This window comes from Pseudomonas lini (assembly GCF_964063345.1).
In the GTDB taxonomy this organism is placed as follows: Bacteria; Pseudomonadota; Gammaproteobacteria; order Pseudomonadales; family Pseudomonadaceae; genus Aquipseudomonas; species Aquipseudomonas lini_B.
The window spans coordinates 4377396-4392820 of the sequence record NZ_OZ061318.1 but is presented as its reverse complement, the minus strand read 5'-3'; the positions used below and the strand labels follow the sequence as shown (position 1 = coordinate 4392820).

Annotated in this window: 9 protein-coding genes, 2 tRNA genes, 3 rRNA genes and 1 pseudogene; 7 read left to right on the top strand and 8 right to left on the bottom strand. The window is 57.8% G+C overall.

Annotated features, from left to right (window positions below; all coding sequences use genetic code 11):
- Positions 1–250 precede the first annotated feature (250 nt).
- Positions 251–366, bottom strand: a pseudogene (locus AB3226_RS19775) (PH domain-containing protein); the annotation flags it as partial.
- A 126-nt stretch (positions 367–492) separates the two neighbouring features.
- On the opposite strand from AB3226_RS19775, the gene AB3226_RS19770 reads away from it, so the two are divergent.
- The 5 genes from AB3226_RS19770 (at position 493) to AB3226_RS19750 (ending at position 6346) form a co-directional block, all read left to right on the top strand.
- Positions 493–870, top strand: a complete 378-nt coding sequence (locus AB3226_RS19770; protein ID WP_367374283.1) for a hypothetical protein — start codon at positions 493–495, stop codon at positions 868–870.
- A 337-nt stretch (positions 871–1207) separates the two neighbouring features.
- Complete coding sequence (locus tag AB3226_RS19765; protein ID WP_258620220.1) at positions 1208–1684, top strand: formate dehydrogenase subunit gamma; 477 nt, start codon at positions 1208–1210, stop codon at positions 1682–1684.
- Complete coding sequence (locus AB3226_RS19760) at positions 1681–3243, top strand: formate dehydrogenase beta subunit (protein ID WP_367374282.1); 1563 nt, start codon at positions 1681–1683, stop codon at positions 3241–3243. The genes AB3226_RS19765 and AB3226_RS19760 overlap by 4 nt, the downstream gene beginning before the upstream one ends.
- Entirely contained in the window at positions 3240–6128 is a 2889-nt protein-coding gene (gene fdhF, locus AB3226_RS19755; protein WP_367374281.1) for a formate dehydrogenase subunit alpha, read from the top strand. Before AB3226_RS19760 ends, fdhF begins: the two co-directional genes overlap by 4 nt.
- Positions 6125–6346 carry a formate dehydrogenase subunit delta gene (locus tag AB3226_RS19750; protein ID WP_367374280.1) on the top strand — a complete coding sequence of 74 codons (222 nt, stop codon included), beginning with the start codon at positions 6125–6127 and terminating at the stop codon, positions 6344–6346. Before fdhF ends, AB3226_RS19750 begins: the two co-directional genes overlap by 4 nt.
- Before the next feature lie 176 nt (positions 6347–6522).
- Here the strand turns inward: AB3226_RS19750 and AB3226_RS19745 are convergent, their stop codons facing one another.
- Entirely contained in the window at positions 6523–7875 is a 1353-nt protein-coding gene (locus tag AB3226_RS19745; protein WP_367374279.1) for an ATP-binding protein, read from the bottom strand.
- Entirely contained in the window at positions 7872–8582 is a 711-nt protein-coding gene (locus tag AB3226_RS19740) for a response regulator (protein ID WP_367374278.1), read from the bottom strand. Before AB3226_RS19740 ends, AB3226_RS19745 begins: the two co-directional genes overlap by 4 nt.
- Positions 8583–8748: 166 nt before the next feature.
- On the opposite strand from AB3226_RS19740, the gene AB3226_RS19735 reads away from it, so the two are divergent.
- The gene (locus tag AB3226_RS19735) at positions 8749–9540 is read left to right on the top strand and encodes a VacJ family lipoprotein (RefSeq protein WP_367374277.1); all 792 of its coding nucleotides are present in this window, start codon (positions 8749–8751) and stop codon (positions 9538–9540) included.
- Positions 9530–9799, top strand: a complete 270-nt coding sequence (locus tag AB3226_RS19730; RefSeq protein WP_367374276.1) for a hypothetical protein — start codon at positions 9530–9532, stop codon at positions 9797–9799. Before AB3226_RS19735 ends, AB3226_RS19730 begins: the two co-directional genes overlap by 11 nt.
- Before the next feature lie 404 nt (positions 9800–10203).
- Here AB3226_RS19730 and rrf read toward each other — a convergent pair.
- From rrf to AB3226_RS19705, 5 genes are all read right to left on the bottom strand, one after another.
- A 5S ribosomal RNA gene (gene rrf / locus AB3226_RS19725) occupies positions 10204–10319 on the bottom strand.
- Between the two features lie 161 nt (positions 10320–10480).
- Positions 10481–13372, bottom strand: a 23S ribosomal RNA gene (locus AB3226_RS19720).
- A 236-nt stretch (positions 13373–13608) separates the two neighbouring features.
- A tRNA-Ala gene (locus AB3226_RS19715) sits at positions 13609–13684 on the bottom strand.
- Between the two features lie 30 nt (positions 13685–13714).
- A tRNA-Ile gene (locus AB3226_RS19710) sits at positions 13715–13791 on the bottom strand.
- Between the two features lie 82 nt (positions 13792–13873).
- A 16S ribosomal RNA gene (locus AB3226_RS19705) occupies positions 13874–15412 on the bottom strand.
- The 16S, 23S and 5S rRNA genes sit together here with 2 tRNA genes alongside, the layout of an rRNA operon.
- Positions 15413–15425 lie beyond the last annotated feature (13 nt).

The window sequence follows — 15425 nt, the reverse complement described above, 5'->3', positions numbered from 1 at the left end:
GTACTCCCACTCCCACACCTAACCGGACAGCGGCGAAGTCTGAAGGGTAGTGGCTGATAAATGGGGATGACTCTCACGCCCAGTAAGGTATGAAGCCTGTGGGAGCCAACTGCTTGCGATGACGGCAGTGCATTCAGCATTGATGTTGGCTGACCTGGCGCTTTCGCGGGCAAGCCCGCTCCCACAGGGATTGCGCTTAACGGACAGGCATTATTAGCCCCGAGATTGTCGGGGTTTTCGATCACTCAGCTCACAGCAAATGCTGAGAAATCAGCGTCGAAATTTCCACCATCGAAGTCCTGCCGGTGAATTCAAAAACTTCACCTTCCCCTACGATGAAAAACAAATCTCCAACTCGGAATCCAACCCACATCAAACAACAATGCCCTTCAGCACTGAGCCATCAGTTTGATATCGTGCCTCCATCGCCTCATCTCATCAAGGATGCCCAATGGCGGTTTCAGGGGCATGGTTAACAAGGAAAAGGATTGAATGCAGCTAATCGGCATGTTGGTGTTCTTCGCTGCGACAGTGGGGATGTGGATTGGGGTGGTGAGGAACCGTGGCACCATGAATCTGTGGCTCGCTAATCTGGCAGGTGCCGTGGGTAGTTTTATTGTCGGGATTGCGGTGCTGATTCTGTTCAACAGATGGTTTGTCCCCGGAGGAAACTCGGCACGGGGCGTTGTATTCATGTTCTATACGTTGATGGCGGTTTTAGGGGCCTTTGTCGGAACCTGGCTTCTGGTTATCGCCAGGCTCAAGCAGTCTGAATACCCCGTCGTCCGTCATTTGATCGCCGGAGCGTGCAGTGCGTTGGGGGCACTGACCACGGTGGTGTTGTGGGTGATGATCCTTCCCGCCAAGTAAGTGCTTTGCCCCCCTCTCATCGAGCTCCAGGATGACTTGAAAGATACTCAGTGAGCGAACGCCTCGGCCTGCGCTCTTCTAGACTTAACAGGTAGTCGTAGACAGAATCGAACACGTCGCTTTGGTGCAGATGAATCAAAGGCAGCGTGGCAAGCTGCCTGTTATGCCCTGAAGAGGTGTGGCAAAGACCGCACCGGGCCCAACAAGATGCCCGCTCAGGGTGCCTGGCCAACGGCCTGAAAATGCCACGATACCGTGACGTGGTGTGACTGCCGCAGCCGACACTTTCGGACAACTGACATCCGCCTGGTTTGTCCGTGATCGTGAGGAATGCTGTATGCCTGATGAGATGTTGCACCTGCCTATGGTCAACAGCCTGCTGGAGCGCCACAAACGCTCCCCCGGCGCACTGTTGCCCATCCTTCATGAGATTCAGGAGGGCATCGGTTATATCCCCGATGCCGCCATTCCCGAGATTGCCCACGCCCTCAACCTGAGCCAGGCCGAGGTTCGCGGGGTGATCAGCTTCTACCATGACTTCCGCACCGCGCCGCCGGCCCGGCATATTCTGCGTCTGTGCCGGGCTGAGTCCTGCCAGAGCCGCGGCGCCGAGCAGCTCGCGGCGCAATTGCGCGAACGCCTGCAACTGGACGATCACGGCAGCAGCGCCGACGGCAGTATCAGTTTGCGCCCGGTGTATTGCCTTGGTGCCTGCGCCTGTTCGCCCGCGCTGGAGCTGGATGGCCGGGTGCATGCGCGGCTCAGTGCCGAGCGTCTGGATGCCTTGCTCGATGCTTGCCGGGAGGACGCATGATGCCGCGCCTCTATTTACCCTGTGATTCCCTGGCCCGCGCCGTGGGCGCCGATGAGGTGGCTGTGGCCCTTGCCACTCAGGCCCGGGAACGCAATCTGCCGCTGGACCTGCAACGCACCAGTTCTCGCGGCCTGTACTGGCTGGAACCGCTGCTGGAAGTGGACAGCCCGCAAGGCCGTATCGGCTTCGGCCCGCTGACGGCTGCCGATGTGCCGTCCGTACTCGATGTGCTGCAAGGCGAGTCGTCCGACCATCCACTGGCCTTGGGGCTGGTGGAAGAGTTGCCGTATTTGAAGACTCAACAACGCCTGCTGTTTGCCCGAGCCGGCATTACCCAGCCGCTGTCCCTGGAGGATTACCGGGCTCACGGCGGCTTCGAGGGCTTGACCCAGGCCATCGCCTTGGGCGGCGAGCAGACCGCGACTGCCGTGTTCGATTCAGGCCTGCGTGGCCGTGGCGGCGCGGCCTTCCCCGCCGGGATCAAATGGCGCACGGTGCGCGCCACCCAGGCTGCGCAGAAATACATTGTGTGCAACGCCGACGAAGGCGACTCCGGCACCTTCGCCGACCGGATGTTGATGGAAGGCGACCCTTTCCTGCTGATCGAAGGCATGGCCATTGCCGGTATCACCGTTGGGGCCACCTACGGCTACATCTATGTGCGTTCGGAATATCCCGATGCCGTGGCCACGCTGCGTGCAGCGTTGAACATCGCCCGAGACGCCGGTTACCTCGGCGCCAATGTCGGCGGCAGTGGCCAGGCCTTCGATATGGAAGTGCGAGTCGGTGCCGGCGCTTATATCTGCGGTGAGGAAACCGCGCTGCTGGACTCGCTCGAAGGCAAGCGCGGGATCGTTCGCGCCAAGCCACCGATCCCTGCTTTGCAGGGGCTTTTCGGTCTGCCGACCCTGGTGCACAACGTGCTGACGCTGGCCTCGGTGCCGCTGATTCTGGCCAAGGGCGCGCAGTTCTATCGCGATTACGGCATGGGCCGCTCCCTGGGTACCATGCCCTTCCAGCTGGCAGGCAATATTCGTCACGGCGGGCTGGTGGAACGGGCCTTTGGCCTGACCCTGCGCGAACTGGTGGAAGACTACGGCGGTGGTACTGCCAGTGGCCGGCCGCTGAAGGCTGCCCAAGTTGGCGGCCCCCTCGGCGCTTGGGTGCCGCCCGCGCAATTCGATACTCCGCTGGATTACGAAGCCTTTGTCGCCATCGGCGCCATGCTCGGTCACGGTGGCGTGGTGGTGGCTGACGACACCCTGGACATGGCCCGCATGGCACGCTTCGCGATGCAGTTCTGCGCCGAGGAATCCTGTGGCAAATGCACCCCCTGCCGCATCGGCTCGACCCGGGGCGTGGAGGTGATCGACCGTCTGCTGGCAGCACCTGACCAGAACAGTCGTGATGAACAGGTGATCATCCTCAAGGACCTGTGCGACACCCTGCAATACGGTTCGCTGTGCGCGTTGGGCGGCATGACCTCCTATCCGGTGACCAGCGCCCTCAAGTACTTCCCCGCCGACTTCGGTCTGCAGTCCTCGGAGGCCGACCAATGATCACTCTCTTCGACCCGAATACAGATATCGATTTGGGAACCCCGGCCCGCGAAAGCCAGGTGCAGGTCACCGTGAACATCGACGGCCGCAGCATCAGCGTGCCCGAAGGTACCTCCGTAATGCGCGCCGCAGCATTACTGGGCACCACCATCCCCAAACTGTGTGCCACCGACAGTCTGGAAGCCTTCGGCTCCTGCCGCATGTGCCTGGTGGAGATCGATGGCATGCGCGGCTACCCCGCCTCCTGCACCACGCCGGTCAGCGAAGGCATGAGCGTGCACACCCAGACGCCGAAGCTCGCCACCCTGCGCCGCAATGTCATGGAGTTGTACATCTCCGATCACCCGCTGGACTGCCTGACCTGCTCGGCCAACGGTAACTGCGAACTGCAAACCGTCGCCGGTCAGGTCGGCCTGCGAGAAGTGCGTTACGGCTATGAAGGCGACAACCATCTGACCGATGTGAAGGACACTTCAAACCCCTATTTTGATTACGATCCGAGCAAGTGCATCGTCTGCAACCGCTGCGTGCGCGCCTGCGAAGAAACCCAGGGTACGTTTGCTCTGACCATTACCGGGCGCGGTTTCGAATCCCGAGTCGCGGCCGCCGGTGGCGATAACTTCCTCGACTCGGAATGCGTGTCCTGCGGCGCCTGTGTGCAAGCCTGCCCTACCGCGACCCTGATGGAAAAAAGCGTGGTCGAACTGGGTCAACCTGAACGCAGTGTGATCACCACGTGTGCCTATTGCGGTGTGGGCTGCTCGTTCCGCGCCGAGATGAAAGGCGACCAACTGGTACGCATGGTTCCGGACAAGAACGGTCAGGCCAACCACGGGCACTCTTGCGTCAAAGGGCGCTTTGCCTGGGGCTACGCCACCCACCCGGATCGCATCACCAAGCCGATGATCCGCAAGCACATCAACGACCCTTGGCAGGAAGTCAGCTGGGATGAAGCGGTGACCTACGCCGCCAGCGAATTCCGCCGGCTGCAGCAAAAATACGGCCGCGACTCCATTGGTGGCATCACCTCCAGCCGCTGCACCAACGAAGAAACCTACCTGGTGCAAAAACTGGTGCGCGCCGCTTTCGGCAACAACAACGTCGACACCTGTGCACGGGTCTGCCACTCGCCGACCGGCTATGGCCTGAAACAAACCTTGGGCGAGTCCGCCGGCACCCAGAGTTTCGACTCGGTGATGCAGGCCGATGTGATCCTGGTGATGGGCGCCAACCCAAGCGACGCTCACCCGGTGTTCGCCTCCCAGCTCAAACGCCGCCTGCGTGAAGGCGCGAGGTTGATCGTCATCGACCCACGACGTATTGATCTGGTGGACTCGGTGCATGCCCGCGCCGAATTGCACCTGGCCCTGCGCCCGGGCACCAACGTCGCCATGCTCAACGCCCTGGCCCACGTCATCGTCACCGAAGGCTTGCTCAACCAGACGTTCATCGACGCCCGTTGCGAGGGCAGCGATTTCGCTCGCTGGAGCGAGTTCGTCAGCCGCGCGGAAAACTCGCCAGAAGCCCTCGGCTCCATTTGCGGCGTAGACCCTGCCGACATCCGTGCCGCCGCCCGCCTATATGCCACCGGCGGCAATGCAGCGATTTACTATGGCCTGGGCGTCACCGAGCACAGCCAAGGCAGCACCGCTGTCATGGGCATCGCCAACCTCGCCATGGCCACTGGCAACATCGGCCGCGAAGGCGTTGGGGTGAATCCGCTGCGTGGGCAAAATAACGTTCAAGGGTCCTGTGACATGGGTTCCTTCCCCCACGAGCTGCCCGGCTACCGGCATGTCTCCAACGAAACGGTACGGGCGCAATTCGAACAAGCCTGGAATGTCACCTTGCAACCCGACCCGGGCTTGCGCATCCCCAATATGTTCGAGGCAGCCCTGGGCGGCAGTTTCAAGGGTTTGTATTGCCAGGGCGAAGACATCGCCCAGAGCGACCCCAATACTCAGCACGTCACTGCGGCTCTATCGGCCATGGAGTGCATCGTGGTGCAGGACATTTTCCTCAACGAAACCGCCAAGTTCGCCCACGTGTTCCTGCCTGGCGCCTCATTCCTGGAAAAGGACGGCACCTTCACCAATGCCGAGCGACGCATCTCCCGGGTGCGCAAAGTCATGGAGCCCCTGGGTGGCAAGGCCGACTGGGAAGGCACAGTGGCCCTGGCCAATGCATTGGGTTACCCGATGAGTTACCAGCACCCGTCAGAAATCATGGATGAAATCGCCAGCCTGACGCCGACCTTCACCAACGTCAGCTACACCGAACTGGAGCGCCACGGCAGCCTGCAATGGCCGTGCAACGCCGCGGCGCCGGACGGCACGCCGACCATGCACATCGAGGAATTCGTGCGCGGCAAGGGGCGCTTCATGCTCACCGGCTACGTGCCCACCGAAGAAAAGGTCAACAGTCGTTATCCCCTTCTGCTGACCACCGGGCGCATCCTCAGCCAGTACAACGTCGGCGCCCAGACCCGGCGTACCGACAACGTTGCCTGGCACGACGAAGACCGCCTGGAAATCCACCCGACCGACGCCGAAAGTCGTGGCATCAATGAAGGTGACTGGGTCGGCATCGGCAGCCGCGCCGGACAGACCGTACTGCGTGCGCGAGTCTCCGAACGGGTAGCCCCAGGCGTGGTGTACACCACCTTCCACTTCCCTGAATCGGGGGCCAACGTCATTACCACCGACAACTCCGACTGGGCCACCAACTGTCCGGAATACAAGGTCACCGCCGTGGAAGTCAGCCGCGTCTACCACCCTTCCGAGTGGCAAAAACGCTATCAGGCATTCAGCGACGAACAACAACGTCTGCTCGACGAACGCCGCCAGGCACGCACCGCCGGAACAAAAGCCGAGGTACGCCGATGAGCACTGACAACCTGATCAAAATGGCCAACCAGATCGCCCAGTACTTCGCCAGCGAACCGGACCAGCAACAGGCCGTACTCGGCGTGCGTAATCACCTGCAGATGTACTGGACGCCCGGCATGCGCAAGGAGTTGCTGGCCTGGCAGACGGCGCATCAAGGGGCAGATATGCACCCACTGGCGCAGGCTGCCGTCAGTGGGGCGGGCTGGGAGGCTTAGGTTTACACGATCCTTGGGGAGGATTGCCCCTTGGCCTGTTGACTGATAACTGTGGCGAGGGAGCTTGCTCCCGTTGGACTGCGCAGTAGCCCTTTCTTTGGGGCCGCTTCGCAACCCAGCGGGAGCAAGCTCCCTCGCCACAGGTTTTTGATCATTTCGAGGCGAGTCTTTCGGGATTAATGCACCGGCAACACCACCAACGCCTCCAACCCGCCCATCGACCGATTACGCAGGGTCAGCTCGCCTCCGTGCTCCAGCACAATCGCCCGCGCCGCCGATAACCCCAAACCAACACCCCCTGTGCTTTTGTTCCGCGAGCCTTCCATTCGGAAGAACGGCACAAACACTTGCTCAAGGCAGGCATCTGGAATGCCCGGCCCACGATCCAGCACTTTGATCCGCACCGGGCCAGCGCTCGGGATCAGTTCAATCCCCGGCTCACCGCCGTACTTGATAGCGTTGTCGAGCAAGTTGGTCATCGCCCGTTTAAGCCCCAACGGACGCCCGAAGTACACCAACCGCAGCGGCCCGCTGAACGTAATGTCGACGCCCTGATCTCGATAATCATCAAGCAACGTTTGCAGCAGTTCCGCCAGATCAAACTGGGTCGCCGGTTCAAGCCGCGCATCATCACGAAAGAACTCCAGCGCCGAGTTGATCATTGCCTGCATTTCATCCACGTCACGAAACAGCCGTTGCTGTTGCTCGCTGTCTTCGATGAATTCGCCACGCAAGCGCATCCTCGTCAAAGGAGCGCGCAGGTCGTGGGAGATGGCGGCGAGCATTTGCGTGCGGTCGCGGATGAAGTGTTGCAGCTGCGCCTGCATGGCGTTGAACGCGAGAATGGCCTGGCGGATTTCGTGGGGGCCGAGCGGTTCGATCGGCGGTGCGCGGAAGTCCACGCCGAAGCGGCGGGCGCCTTCGGCGAAGCGCTGCAAAGGTGTGGCGAGACGTCGGGTGGCGATCAGCGCGACCATGGCGGTGGAGATCAGCACCAACAGGATGACGATCAGGTAGCGTGGCGCTTCGTCGAGCCCCCAGCTGCGCGAGGGCGCGGAGAACATCAGCCATGATGAATCCGATAGCTCGATCAGCAGCGCGTAATGCGCGTCCGCCGTGTGCTCCGTCCAGTCGGCCGGCTCATAGGCTTCGATGCGCCGGTCAGGGGCTCTGAGCATCGGCTGAAGGATGGCCGAGCCGATGTCAGACTTCGGATCGTCCACTGTCGGCAGATTGAGATCGTGCCGGTCAGAGTGCCAAGTGACAGTGAAGCCGCTCTCGTTGGCTGCTTGCGCCAATGGGTTGCGCAGTGACGCCGGGGCGGCCTCGATGATGCGGGTGATGGCGGCGGCTTTTTCCAGCAAGCCGATTTCGGTCAGTGGCGGGCGCGCCCATACGCCGGCCAATTGGATAAACAGCCCGTTGAGCGCCAGTGAAATGAGCATGGCCAGGATGATCGTCAACGCGATCCAGCGCGCCACAGTATCTTGCGGCCAGTCTCGAGCGCGAATCCGCTTCAGCCAGCTCATCGTCGCGTCACGCTGGGTGTGAACAGGTAACCGCCGTTGCGCACGGTGCGAATCATTGCCGGGCGCTTGGTGTCGGACTCGAGTTTGCGTCGCAGTCGGCTGACCTGAACGTCGATACTGCGATCGAACGCCTCATGACAATGTCCGCGCGCCAGGTCCAGCAATTGCTCGCGGGTGAGAATGCGTTGGGGGTGTTCGACGAAGACCAGCAGCAGGTCAAACTCACCGGCCGACAGCGGGATCATCACGTTGTCCGGCGAGCGCAACTCACGGCGGGTGACGTCCAGATGCCAGTCAGCGAAATCAATCAGCGGCCGTGGCCGTTCCTGCGATACCGGACGGCGCTCGTCCACTCGGCGCTGCACAGCACGCACTCGGGCCAGCAGTTCACGGGCGTCGAAGGGTTTGGTCAGATAATCATCAGCGCCCAGCTCCAGGCCGACCACCCGATCACTGAGTTCGCCCATGGCCGTTAGCATGATCACCGGTATTGCGTGTCGAATCCGCAGTTGCTGACACAGGATCAGCCCGCTGTCGCCGGGCAACATCACGTCCAGAATGATCAGGTCCGGAGCCTGGCGCTCTATGGCCGACCACAGCGACGCACCGTCTGTGGCGACCTCGACGCTGTAGCCGTGCTGCACGAAGAATTTTTTCAGTAGATCAAGGACTTCAAGGTCGTCGTCCACAATTAAAAGGCTGTTCACCGAAGGTCACTTAAGGGGCGAATGGAACCGCCATCTAAAACCATTCATGGCCGCGCGTCATATATTTCAACTCTGCAATAAAACGTCAGCACCGCAATAAACCAGACATCTTGGCGCAAGGATTGGAGCTCAGCATCACGGCGAATTCCTCCTGAGACTTGCGTCCATGTTGCCTTTCAAGTGTGCTCCCTGGCTGGCCCGCAACACCTCAATTGCCGTGTTGGCCGCAGGGCTGACGGGTTGCAGCAGCCAGCCGCCGTCCACCACCAACGTGGCTTGCGCCGACGTCACCTATTCGGTGTACGACCCGGTGGAACCGTTCAATCGCGGAGTTTTTGCTTTCAATCGGACGGTCGACGACTACGCCCTGGCGCCGGTTGCTCGCGGCTACCGCTACACGCCGGATTTTTTCCAGACCGGTGTGCATAACTTTGTGGCGAACTTCGGTGAGCCCAAGGTCTTTATCAATGACCTGCTGCAAGGCAACCCGATGCGCTCGGTCAATACCTTGGGGCGTTTCGCGCTCAACACCACGGTAGGGATAGTGGGCTTGATCGACGTCTCCGGCATGGCCGGTATCCCGCGCCACGACTCGGACTTCGGCCAGACCTTTGGCGTGTGGGGCATCGGCAACGGTCCGATCATTGAGTTGCCATTGCTCGGGACCTCCAACAGTCGCGACGCCGCCGGCCGCGTGCTCGGCTTTGTAGTCGATCCGTTCGGCAGCAATAGCGATACCGTGGAGACGCTGTCCACTATCAGCACTGTCGGTGACATCGTCGATGGTCGGGCAGAAGGCTTACCGCTGACCGACAGCCTGCAAAAATTGCCGGACTATTACAGCGCGTTGCGTAATGTGGTGGCCGAACATCGCGCTGCTTACGTGGCCGATGGCAAACAAGGCTCGCCAGAGAACACCACTCCTAAATGCACAGGAGCACCGGCCGATGGGTTCTGAAAGCAATCGCCTGACTCTGCAGCAACGGGTGATCCGGGACGACACGGCCAATCTGCATCTGCACTGCCGGGAAATCACCCTGCGCCTGTCACCGGACTGTCGCCAACTAGTGCTCAGCCGCTACACCGAACATTACGGCCCGGCGCTGGTACGCTGGATAGAGCGCAGCCATACGGTGTCGGTGACCGAGTTGTTTCGCTGGCTCGTGGCCAATGGTGAGATGGGGGTCATGAGAGAGGGTAGCCAGTCGCAGCCTTGATACAGGGTGATGATACGGAGGATGAAAGTCCTCCAGTCATCATCCCGCCCGAAGCCTACAGCGGAACCGAAACAAATCTGTTTCCCCTCGCACAGTTGCTGCAGCCCTTACCGGCAATCACGCTCGCATATAGACCCCAAGCGCTGATGCCGGACTTGAGGGTCACATTCACGCGTCTATAATCCCACCTTGATTCGTCGACCGCGGCAAGCTCTTGGGCCGTGATCTCGAAAAGGTGCCGGCGATCTCGTCCGACAGGTCGCCACTCTCCTGCATGATGGGATGATGGGGTTTCCCACTCATGGCCGTGGTGAGACTTGCCGTTCCGATAATGCTGTACGAACTTTCCTGCGGACAAAACAAAACCCCTACCTGCATACGCAGATAGGGGTTTCGGAATTTAATCTTGACGATGACCTACTCTCACATGGGGAAACCCCACACTACCATCGGCGATGCATCGTTTCACTGCTGAGTTCGGGATGGGATCAGGTGGTTCCAATGCTCTATGGTCGTCAAGAAATTCGGTAGCCAGGTCGTTCTCTCTTGCGAGATCACGCTCCAGCGAATGGGTATGTGATAGATCTGGTGTTTCGTGAGTGTCACAAACTTTCGGTTCGTTTCGTCTTCACACACCGCAATCTGGCGCCTCTTCAGGTCAGCAAATTGCTTGGGTGTTATATGGTCAAGCCTCACGGGCAATTAGTATTGGTTAGCTCAACGCCTCACAGCGCTTACACACCCAACCTATCAACGTCGTAGTCTTCGACGGCCCTTCAGGGGACTCAAGGTCCCAGTGAGATCTCATCTTGAGGCTAGTTTCCCGCTTAGATGCTTTCAGCGGTTATCTATTCCGAACATAGCTACCCGGCAATGCCACTGGCGTGACAACCGGAACACCAGAGGTTCGTCCACTCCGGTCCTCTCGTACTAGGAGCAGCCCCTCTCAAATCTCAAACGTCCACGGCAGATAGGGACCGAACTGTCTCACGACGTTCTAAACCCAGCTCGCGTACCACTTTAAATGGCGAACAGCCATACCCTTGGGACCGGCTTCAGCCCCAGGATGTGATGAGCCGACATCGAGGTGCCAAACACCGCCGTCGATATGAACTCTTGGGCGGTATCAGCCTGTTATCCCCGGAGTACCTTTTATCCGTTGAGCGATGGCCCTTCCATACAGAACCACCGGATCACTAAGACCTACTTTCGTACCTGCTCGACGTGTCTGTCTCGCAGTCAAGCGCGCTTTTGCCTTTATACTCTACGACCGATTTCCGACCGGTCTGAGCGCACCTTCGTACTCCTCCGTTACTCTTTAGGAGGAGACCGCCCCAGTCAAACTACCCACCATACACTGTCCTCGATCCGGATAACGGACCTGAGTTAGAACCTCAAAGTTGCCAGGGTGGTATTTCAAGGTTGGCTCCACGCGAACTGGCGTCCACGCTTCAAAGCCTCCCACCTATCCTACACAAGCAAATTCAAAGTCCAGTGCAAAGCTATAGTAAAGGTTCACGGGGTCTTTCCGTCTAGCCGCGGATACACTGCATCTTCACAGCGATTTCAATTTCACTGAGTCTCGGGTGGAGACAGCGCCGCCATCGTTACGCCATTCGTGCAGGTCGGAACTTACCCGACAAGGAATTTCGCTACCTTAGGACCGTTATAGTTACGGCCGCCGTTTACCGGGGCTTCGATCAAGAGCTTCGCGTTAGCTAACCCCATCAATTAACCTTCCGGCACCGGGCAGGCGTCACACCCTATACGTCCACTTTCGTGTTTGCAGAGTGCTGTGTTTTTAATAAACAGTCGCAGCGGCCTGGTATCTTCGACCGGCGTGGGCTTACGCAGTAAATGCTTCACCCTCACCGGCGCACCTTCTCCCGAAGTTACGGTGCCATTTTGCCTAGTTCCTTCACCCGAGTTCTCTCAAGCGCCTTGGTATTCTCTACCCAACCACCTGTGTCGGTTTGGGGTACGGTTCCTGGTTACCTGAAGCTTAGAAGCTTTTCTTGGAAGCATGGCATCAACCACTTCGTGTACTAAAAGTACACTCGTCATCAGCTCTCGGCCTTAGAATCCCGGATTTACCTAAGATTCCAGCCTACCACCTTAAACTTGGACAACCAACGCCAAGCTGGCCTAGCCTTCTCCGTCCCTCCATCGCAATAACCAGAAGTACAGGAATATTAACCTGTTTTCCATCGACTACGCTTTTCAGCCTCGCCTTAGGGACCGACTAACCCTGCGTCGATTAACGTTGCGCAGGAAACCTTGGTCTTTCGGCGTGGGTGTTTTTCACACCCATTGTCGTTACTCATGTCAGCATTCGCACTTCTGATACCTCCAGCAAGCTTCTCAACTCACCTTCACAGGCTTACAGAACGCTCCTCTACCGCATCACCTAAGTGATACCCGTAGCTTCGGTGTATGGTTTGAGCCCCGTTACATCTTCCGCGCAGGCCGACTCGACTAGTGAGCTATTACGCTTTCTTTAAAGGGTGGCTGCTTCTAAGCCAACCTCCTAGCTGTCTAAGCCTTCCCACATCGTTTCCCACTTAACCATAACTTTGGGACCTTAGCTGACGGTCTGGGTTGTTTCCCTTTTCACGACGGACGTTAGCACCCGCCGTGTGTCTCCCATGCTCGGCACTTGTAGGTATTCGGAGTTTGCATCGGTTTGGTAAGTCGGGATGACCCCCTAGCCGAAACAGTGCTCTACCCCCTACAGTGATACATGAGGCGCTACCTAAATAGCTTTCGAGGAGAACCAGCTATCTCCGAGCTTGATTAGCCTTTCACTCCGATCCACAGGTCATCCGCTAACTTTTCAACGGTAGTCGGTTCGGTCCTCCAGTTAGTGTTACCCAACCTTCAACCTGCCCATGGATAGATCGCCCGGTTTCGGGTCTATTCCCAGCGACTAGACGCCCTATTAAGACTCGCTTTCGCTACGCCTCCCCTATTCGGTTAAGCTCGCCACTGAAAATAAGTCGCTGACCCATTATACAAAAGGTACGCAGTCACCCAACAAAGTGGGCTCCCACTGCTTGTACGCATACGGTTTCAGGATCTATTTCACTCCCCTCTCCGGGGTTCTTTTCGCCTTTCCCTCACGGTACTAGTTCACTATCGGTCAGTCAGTAGTATTTAGCCTTGGAGGATGGTCCCCCCATATTCAGACAAAGTTTCTCGTGCTCCGTCCTACTCGATTTCATGACCAAGAGATTTTCGCGTACAGGGCTATCACCCACTATGGCCGCACTTTCCAGAGCGTTCCGCTAATCTCAAAGCCACTTAAGGGCTAGTCCCCGTTCGCTCGCCACTACTAAGGGAATCTCGGTTGATTTCTTTTCCTCAGGGTACTTAGATGTTTCAGTTCCCCTGGTTCGCTTCTTAAGCCTATGTATTCAGCTTAAGATACCTAACTTATGTTAGGTGGGTTCCCCCATTCAGACATCTCCGGATCAAAGTCTGTTTGCCGACTCCCCGAAGCTTTTCGCAGGCTACCACGTCTTTCATCGCCTCTGACTGCCAAGGCATCCACCGTATGCGCTTCTTCACTTGACCATATAACCCCAAGCAATCTGGTTATACTGTGAAGACGACATTCGCCGAAAATTCGCGATTAAACTCACAAATTTTACCTTAGCCTGATCCGTTACCAGTGAAAGTAACGTTCAGTCTATCTTTCTATCACATACCCAAATTTTTAAAGAACGATCTAATCAAAGACTAGAAATCAACATTCATCACCGTCTTGGTGGAATGCTCATTTCTAAGCTTTCAACAAACAGAAGCAGTAGTGGTGGAGCCAAACGGGATCGAACCGTTGACCTCCTGCGTGCAAGGCAGGCGCTCTCCCAGCTGAGCTATGGCCCCGTATTTCTACAGGCGTTTCCCACACAAAATTGGTGGGTCTGGGCAGATTCGAACTGCCGACCTCACCCTTATCAGGGGTGCGCTCTAACCAACTGAGCTACAGACCCAATTTCGGGCTGCTTCTTATCGTCTTCTTCAATGAATCAAGCAATTCGTGTGGGAACTTATGGAGCAGCTGATGTCGTCGATTAAGGAGGTGATCCAGCCGCAGGTTCCCCTACGGCTACCTTGTTACGACTTCACCCCAGTCATGAATCACACCGTGGTAACCGTCCTCCCGAAGGTTAGACTAGCTACTTCTGGTGCAACCCACTCCCATGGTGTGACGGGCGGTGTGTACAAGGCCCGGGAACGTATTCACCGCGACATTCTGATTCGCGATTACTAGCGATTCCGACTTCACGCAGTCGAGTTGCAGACTGCGATCCGGACTACGATCGGTTTTCTGGGATTAGCTCCACCTCGCGGCTTGGCAACCCTCTGTACCGACCATTGTAGCACGTGTGTAGCCCAGGCCGTAAGGGCCATGATGACTTGACGTCATCCCCACCTTCCTCCGGTTTGTCACCGGCAGTCTCCTTAGAGTGCCCACCATGACGTGCTGGTAACTAAGGACAAGGGTTGCGCTCGTTACGGGACTTAACCCAACATCTCACGACACGAGCTGACGACAGCCATGCAGCACCTGTCTCAATGTTCCCGAAGGCACCAATCCATCTCTGGAAAGTTCATTGGATGTCAAGGCCTGGTAAGGTTCTTCGCGTTGCTTCGAATTAAACCACATGCTCCACCGCTTGTGCGGGCCCCCGTCAATTCATTTGAGTTTTAACCTTGCGGCCGTACTCCCCAGGCGGTCAACTTAATGCGTTAGCTGCGCCACTAAGAGCTCAAGGCTCCCAACGGCTAGTTGACATCGTTTACGGCGTGGACTACCAGGGTATCTAATCCTGTTTGCTCCCCACGCTTTCGCACCTCAGTGTCAGTATCAGTCCAGGTGGTCGCCTTCGCCACTGGTGTTCCTTCCTATATCTACGCATTTCACCGCTACACAGGAAATTCCACCACCCTCTACCATACTCTAGCTCGTCAGTTTTGAATGCAGTTCCCAGGTTGAGCCCGGGGATTTCACATCCAACTTAACGAACCACCTACGCGCGCTTTACGCCCAGTAATTCCGATTAACGCTTGCACCCTCTGTATTACCGCGGCTGCTGGCACAGAGTTAGCCGGTGCTTATTCTGTCGGTAACGTCAAAACAATTACGTATTAGGTAACTGCCCTTCCTCCCAACTTAAAGTGCTTTACAATCCGAAGACCTTCTTCACACACGCGGCATGGCTGGATCAGGCTTTCGCCCATTGTCCAATATTCCCCACTGCTGCCTCCCGTAGGAGTCTGGACCGTGTCTCAGTTCCAGTGTGACTGATCATCCTCTCAGACCAGTTACGGATCGTCGCCTTGGTGAGCCATTACCTCACCAACTAGCTAATCCGACCTAGGCTCATCTGATAGCGCAAGGCCCGAAGGTCCCCTGCTTTCTCCCGTAGGACGTATGCGGTATTAGCGTCCGTTTCCGAGCGTTATCCCCCACTACCAGGCAGATTCCTAGGCATTACTCACCCGTCCGCCGCTCGCCACCAGGTACAAGTACCCGTGCTGCCGCTCGACTTGCATGTGTTAGGCCTGCCGCCAGCGTTCAATCTGAGCCATGATCAAACTCTTCAGTTCAAACATCTTTGGG

Coding starts and splice junctions, on each gene's coding strand:
- AB3226_RS19765 (WP_258620220.1), top strand. CDS start 1,208: ATGCCTGATGAGATGTTGCACCTGCCTATGGTCAACAGCCTGCTGGAG.
- AB3226_RS19760 (WP_367374282.1), top strand. CDS start 1,681: ATGATGCCGCGCCTCTATTTACCCTGTGATTCCCTGGCCCGCGCCGTG.
- AB3226_RS19770 (WP_367374283.1), top strand. CDS start 493: ATGCAGCTAATCGGCATGTTGGTGTTCTTCGCTGCGACAGTGGGGATG.
- AB3226_RS19750 (WP_367374280.1), top strand. CDS start 6,125: ATGAGCACTGACAACCTGATCAAAATGGCCAACCAGATCGCCCAGTAC.
- AB3226_RS19735 (WP_367374277.1), top strand. CDS start 8,749: ATGTTGCCTTTCAAGTGTGCTCCCTGGCTGGCCCGCAACACCTCAATT.
- AB3226_RS19730 (WP_367374276.1), top strand. CDS start 9,530: ATGGGTTCTGAAAGCAATCGCCTGACTCTGCAGCAACGGGTGATCCGG.
- AB3226_RS19745 (WP_367374279.1), bottom strand. CDS start 7,875: ATGAGCTGGCTGAAGCGGATTCGCGCTCGAGACTGGCCGCAAGATACT.
- fdhF (WP_367374281.1), top strand. CDS start 3,240: ATGATCACTCTCTTCGACCCGAATACAGATATCGATTTGGGAACCCCG.